Source organism: Actinoplanes sp. NPDC051633 (assembly GCF_040681735.1).
Classification (GTDB): domain Bacteria; phylum Actinomycetota; class Actinomycetes; order Mycobacteriales; family Micromonosporaceae; genus Actinoplanes.
Genome location: NZ_JBFAZH010000445.1, coordinates 1 through 5794, shown reverse-complemented (window position 1 = coordinate 5794; position 5794 = coordinate 1). Strand labels below are relative to the sequence as shown.

At 70.2% G+C, this 5794-nt stretch carries 6 protein-coding genes; all 6 read left to right on the top strand.

The annotated features are described in order from the left end of the window. The first annotated feature begins 98 nt into the window (after window positions 1-98). The 6 genes from AB0M20_RS23335 (at window position 99) to AB0M20_RS23310 (ending at window position 5743) form a co-directional block, all read left to right on the top strand. Window positions 99-572: an extracellular solute-binding protein gene (locus AB0M20_RS23335; RefSeq protein WP_364301420.1), complete on the top strand. Its 474-nt coding sequence runs from the start codon at window positions 99-101 to the stop codon at window positions 570-572. Next, window positions 572-1471, top strand: coding sequence for a sugar ABC transporter permease (locus tag AB0M20_RS23330; RefSeq protein WP_364301418.1), 900 nt, complete (start codon window positions 572-574; stop codon window positions 1469-1471). The genes AB0M20_RS23335 and AB0M20_RS23330 overlap by 1 nt, the downstream gene beginning before the upstream one ends. 1 nt (window position 1472) lies before the next feature. Then, entirely contained in the window at window positions 1473-2303 is an 831-nt protein-coding gene (locus AB0M20_RS23325; protein ID WP_364301416.1) for a carbohydrate ABC transporter permease, read from the top strand. After that, window positions 2300-3364, top strand: a complete 1065-nt coding sequence (locus tag AB0M20_RS23320) for a hypothetical protein (RefSeq protein WP_364301413.1) — start codon at window positions 2300-2302, stop codon at window positions 3362-3364. Before AB0M20_RS23325 ends, AB0M20_RS23320 begins: the two co-directional genes overlap by 4 nt. Beyond that, the gene (locus tag AB0M20_RS23315) at window positions 3361-5394 is read left to right on the top strand and encodes a hypothetical protein (RefSeq protein ID WP_364301411.1); all 2034 of its coding nucleotides are present in this window, start codon (window positions 3361-3363) and stop codon (window positions 5392-5394) included. The genes AB0M20_RS23320 and AB0M20_RS23315 overlap by 4 nt, the downstream gene beginning before the upstream one ends. A 115-nt stretch (window positions 5395-5509) precedes the next feature. Beyond that, the gene (locus tag AB0M20_RS23310; RefSeq protein ID WP_364301409.1) at window positions 5510-5743 is read left to right on the top strand and encodes a hypothetical protein; all 234 of its coding nucleotides are present in this window, start codon (window positions 5510-5512) and stop codon (window positions 5741-5743) included. The last annotated feature ends 51 nt before the right edge of the window (window positions 5744-5794 follow it).

Sequence of the window (5794 nt, the reverse complement as noted above, 5' to 3'; positions counted from 1 at the left end):
TCACCAGACAAATGAATGATTATACATTCAAAACTAGATAGTAAGTAAGATTTTGCGTCGCAAAACGTTTTTTAAAAATTGATTAAGTCTTCGATGCCATGGCGATCGTCGGGCCGTGGGCGATCGCGGTCTACGGCGACAAGGTGAAGTGGGGCGCGGTGCCGGTGCCGACCTCCACCGGGAAGCCGGCCGACCAGATCAAGACGTTCAGCGACGCCAAGAACGTCGCGATGTACAGCGCCTGCACCAACCGGGCCACCGCCTGGGAGGTCCTGAAGTTCGCCACCAGCAAGGAGCAGGACGGTGACCTGCTGACCAAGACCGGCCAGATGCCGCTGCGCACCGGCCTGCAGACCGCCTACCCGGACTACTTCACGAAGAACGCCGCCTACAAGCAGTTCGCCGACCAGGCCGCGCGCACCGTCGAGGTGCCGAACGTGCCGAACTCCGTGGCCATCTGGCAGGCGTTCCGCGACGCGTACTCCGAGTCGGTGATCTTCGGTAAGAAGCCGGTGCCGGACGCGTTCTCGGCGGCCGCGCAGAAGGTCGACCAACTGGCCAGCGGTTCTTGATGGCCGCCGCCACTCGCACCGCCGGTCGCACGGTTCTGGGGCGCCACCCGGTCGGGATGATCCTGGCCGCGCCGTACGCGGTCTACATCGCCGTCATCTTCGCGTACCCGCTGGGGTTCGCGGTCTGGATGAGCTTCCACGACTACTTCTTCGCGGCGCCCGGCGCCATCGTCGAGCGGCCGTTCGTGGGGCTGGACAACTACAAGGCGGTGCTGACCGATCCGGGCGTGCGCAAGTCGTTCGGGAACATCGTGGTGTTCCTGGTGATCAACGTGCCGCTGACCGCCGCGCTGGCGCTCGTGCTCGCGGTGGCGCTCAACCGGGCGGTGCACGCCAGGGCATTCCTGCGGGTCGCGTTCTACGTCCCGTACGTGACGGCCAGCGTGGCCGTGGTCGGCGTGTGGCTGTTCCTGTTCAACTCCGGCGGACTGGTCAACTCGGTGCTCGGCCCGCTGGCGCCCGACCCGTCGTGGCTGGTCAACGAGAGCCTCGCGATGCCGGTCATCGCGCTGTTCGTGACCTGGAAGCAGCTCGGCTTCTTCATCCTGCTCTACCTCGCGGCGCTGCAGAACGTGCCGAATGAGCTCTACGAGTCGGCCTCGGTCGACGGCGCCTCGAGGTGGCAGCAGTTCTGGTCGGTCACCGTCCCGGCGGTGCGGCCCGCCACCGCGCTGGTCGTCATCCTGGCGACCATCACCGGCGCCAACCTCTTCACCGAGCCGTACCTGCTGACCGGCGGTGGCGGGCCCAACGGCGCGTCCGCCTCGCCGGTCCTGGTCATGTATCAGCGCGGCCTTCAGCAGGGTGAGCCGGACTTCGCCGCGGCGATCGGCGTGCTCCTGGTCATCGGCGTGCTGATCATCTCGTTCATCAACCGCCGGCTGATCGAGAGGGACTGACATGAGCAGATGGCCAAGGATCCTGCGGTACGTCGTCCTCTTCGCCGGCGCGCTGATCTTCCTGTTTCCCTTCTACTACATGCTGATCGGCTCGCTGCAGTCCGAACCGGACACGTCGGTGGCCGGCGCGCTGCCGACCGGCGGGCTCACGCTCGACAACTACAGCGACATCAACTCGCGCGTCGACCTGGTCGGCTCGCTGATCAACTCCGGGATCTTCACCGGCGGCGTTCTGCTCGGCACGGTCGTCTTCGGCGTCCTCGCCGGCTATGCGCTTGCCCGCCTGCACTTCCGTGGCCGCGGCACGCTGTTCGTCGTGGTCCTGCTGGTGCAGGTGATCCCGTTCCAGCTGCTGCTCATCCCGCTCTACGTGCTGATCGTGCGGGGCTACGGCCTGGCCGACTCGTACCTCGGCATGATCCTGCCCTTCGCGATCAACACCACGGCCGTCTTCATCTTCCGGCAGTTCTTCCTGCAGCTGCCCGATGACCTGTTCTCGGCCGCCCGGCTGGACGGCGCGGGGGAGCTGCGGATCCTCTGGTCGGTCGCGCTGCCACTGGTGCGTCCGGCACTGCTGACGGCGGTCCTGCTCACCTTCATCGGCCCGTGGAACGAGTTCCTCTGGCCGTTCCTGGTGACCAAGCAGGCGGACATGCAGCCCCTCGCGGTCTCCCTGGCCAACTACATCAGCAACGTGGCGTCGCGGGCCGCCAACCCGTACGGCGCGATCCTGGCCGGCGCGTGTGTGCTGGCCGCACCGGCGGTCGCGCTCTTCATCGCGTTCCAGCGACACTTCGTCTCCAGCGATCTCGGGTCCGGGATCAAGGGATGAAAATCCCGTACGAGTTGACCCGGGTCGGCGTCGTGATGGCGCCCGACCCGGGTGACCCGCTCGAAGCCGAAGGGGTGTTGAACCCTGCGAGCGGGCGTACGCCGGACGGGCGGCTGCATCTGTTGCCGCGCATGGTCGGCCGCGGCAACGTGTCCCGGGTCGGGCTGGCCGAGGTGGTGCTGCGCGACGGCGTACCCGTCGGGGTGTCCCGCCGGGGCGTCGTCCTGGCGCCGGACGAGGGCTGGGAACGCGGCATCGGCAACGCGGGCGTGGAGGACCCGCGGACGACCTGGGTGCCGACCCTGCGCAGGCACCTGATGACCTACGTCGCGTTCGGGCCGCTCGGTCCGCGGCTCGCCATGGCGGTCTCCGCCGATCTGCTGACCTGGCAACGTCTCGGGCCGGTGCAGTTCGCGTACCAGCCCGCATTGGACACCGACCTGAACCTGTTCCCCAACAAGGACGCGGTCTTCTTTCCCGAGCCGGTGCCCGGGCCGGGCGGCCGCCCCTGCTACGCCATGCTCCACCGTCCGATGTGGGACCTGGGGTGGTTCCGGCCTGGCGAGGGCGTGCACCTGCCGGCCGGCGTCACCGACGAGCGGCCCGGCATCTGGATCTCCTACGTGCCGGTCGACGAGGTCGTCGCCGACCTGACGGCGCTGGTCCGGCTCCGCGGCCATCGATGCGTGGCGCTGCCGCGGTTCCCCTACGAAGAACTGAAGATCGGCGCCGGCCCGCCGCCGCTGCGGGTGCCGGAGGGGTGGTTGCTCATCCACCACGGGGTCACCGGGTACGTGCCGCCCGGCTGGGACCCGGCCGGTCAGGACGTCCACTACGCGGCCGGCGCGATGCTGCTCGATCCGGCCGACCCCGGCCACGTCCTCGCCCGCACCGCCGAGCCGATCTTCGTACCCGAGACCGAGGACGAACATCGCGGCACGGTGCCCAACGTCGTCTTTCCCACCGCGATCGAAGAGGTCGACGGTGTCCACTACGTCTTCTACGGCATGGCGGACACCAAGATCGGGGTCGCGCGCCTCTGGAATCGGAGTTCGTCATGAAACGTCGCTCGCTGCTGCTCGGCGGCAGTCTCGTCCTGACCACGCCGTTGATCACGCCGTTGATCACGCCGCTGAATCCGGAGCCGGCCGCCGCGTCCGCCCGGCTGACCAACCTCGCCCACCTCGACTTCCTGCGCGACCGCGTCACCCCGCCGGGTTCCCGGCAGGAGATCGGCGTGCTGTGGACCTATGCCGATCGCAACCCGGACGGCACCTACCGCCGGATCGGCGGCGGCGCCTACGACCCGGCCACCGACACCTGGAGTCAGGGCGCCTACAACGCCGACGACATCGCCCGCGCGGCGGTGGTCTATCTGCGGCACTGGCGGCAGACCGGCGCCCGCTCCTCCCGCGAGGCGTCACGTGAGCTGCTGCGCGGGCTGGCCTACATGCAGACGACCACCGGTCCCCACGCCGGCAACGTGACCCTGTGGATGCAGCCGGACGGCACGCTCAACCCGAGCGCCGACCCGCCGGAGCTGCCCGACCCGTCCGACAGCGGGCCGTCGTACTGGCTGGCCCGCACGGTGTGGGCGTTCGGCGAGGCCTATGCAGCCTTCAGTCCGGTCAGGGGCGGTGGCGGGGCTGAGGACGGCGGCGCGTGGCGTGGCGCCGACCCGGAGTTCGCGGTGTTCCTGCGCCGCCGGCTCGATCTGGCGGTCGCGGCGCTGCAGCGCCAGGTTCTCGTCCGGTACGGGACGTGGCAGGTGGTCGACGGCGACCGTGCACCGGCGTGGCTCATCGTGGACGGCGCGGACGCCACCGCCGAGGCGGTGCTGGGCCTCGCCGCGTACGTCGACGCGGGCGGCGGCAGGGCGGCCCGGCGGGCGCTGCGGCAATTCGCCGAGGGCATCGCCGCGCTGTCGGACGGCGGCCCGCGCGAGTGGCCGTTCGGCGCGATCCGGCCGTGGGCACTGTCCCGGTCCTTTTGGCACGCCTGGGGATCGCAGATGCCGGCCGCGCTGGCCCGCGCCGGGCAGGTCCTCGACGACGCGGGCCTGGTCCGGCCGGCGGTGACCGACGCGGCGGTCTTCACCCCGTGGCTGCTCACCTCCGGCGGCCCGGACAACGGACGCCTGCCCGCCCGGGTCGACCGCACCCAGATCGCGTACGGCGTGGACTCACGGGTGCAGTCGCTGCTCGCCGTGGCCGCCGCCACCGGCCGCACGGGCTTCGAGCAACTGGCCGGGATCACCGCGGCCTGGTATTTCGGGGCCAACCCGGCGGGTGTGCCGGCGTACGACCCGGCGACCGGGCGGACGATCGACGGCATCGCCGGCGACGGGACGGTCAACCGCAACTCGGGCGCCGAGTCGACGATCCACGGGCTGCTGAGCATGCTGGCCCTGGACGCGCATCCCGGCGTGGCGGCGCTGGCCCGGCAGAACCACATCGCGGAGCGGGTCGGCACCACCACGGTGGAGGCCGAGCAGGCCGTGCTCGGCGGCGGCGCCACGGTGGTGACCCCGGAGTCGGCATGGACCGGCGAGTCGCAGTTCAGCAACGGCGGCTACGTGCGGATGCCGGCCGGCGCGACCGCACGCTGGCAGGTGCCCGCGGCGTCCCAGCCGCAGCTCGTCCTCCCGGTCGTCGACCTGCGCCCGGGAAGCTCCGCCGTCACCCGGTGGTCGACCACCGGACGGGAACTGGGGACAGTGCGGCACGGGCGGGTGGGCCCGCCGGGGGCATCGCCGGCGCCGGGGGCGCTGCTGCCCGTCGGGGTCGGCGAGCTGCCGCCGGGGCGGGCCGATCTGGTCGCCACCGCGGCCGGCGGCGAGGCGGTGGTGGACGCCGTCATGCTGGAACCGCTGGTGTCCCGCTACGTGATCGACGGCAACGGCCGGGCGACGGCGATGCTCCGGAGCGCGGCGCGCACACCGCAGTCGGTGCAGGTGGCCGTTCCGGGGTCGGGCCCTGCGGTGGTCGAGACGTACGACAGGGCGGGTGTTCGTCGAGCCCGGGTGTCCGCGAGGGGCGCCATGGTGCCGGCGCTGGTGCTGCCGGGCGGGTTCACCGTGGTGCGCAGATAGCGGGCGGGACGATGTCCCCCGTTCGGATGATGGGGAATCGGCCATTCCGACATACCGGACAATTTTTGTCTTTACGGTGGAGATCGACCGTGTAGGAATCATGAGAGGTCCCACCATGAAGACGCTGAAGTCCGTGCTGGTCACGTCCGGTGCCGCTGCCGTTGCCGTGCTGGCGTTCGCCGGCCCGGCCGCCGCCTGCGACCACCACGACCACAACGGCAGCAACAATCACCACTCCGGCACCTACATCAGCCAGGGCAGTGGAGACGACCGCAACGGCATCCTCACCGGCGACATCCTCAGCAACAACTGCTCCGTGCTGAACGTCATCGCCCTCGTCGACTGCTGACGTCTGCGCGATCGGAGAAGCACCGCGGGATCCGTCCCGCGGTGCTTCTGC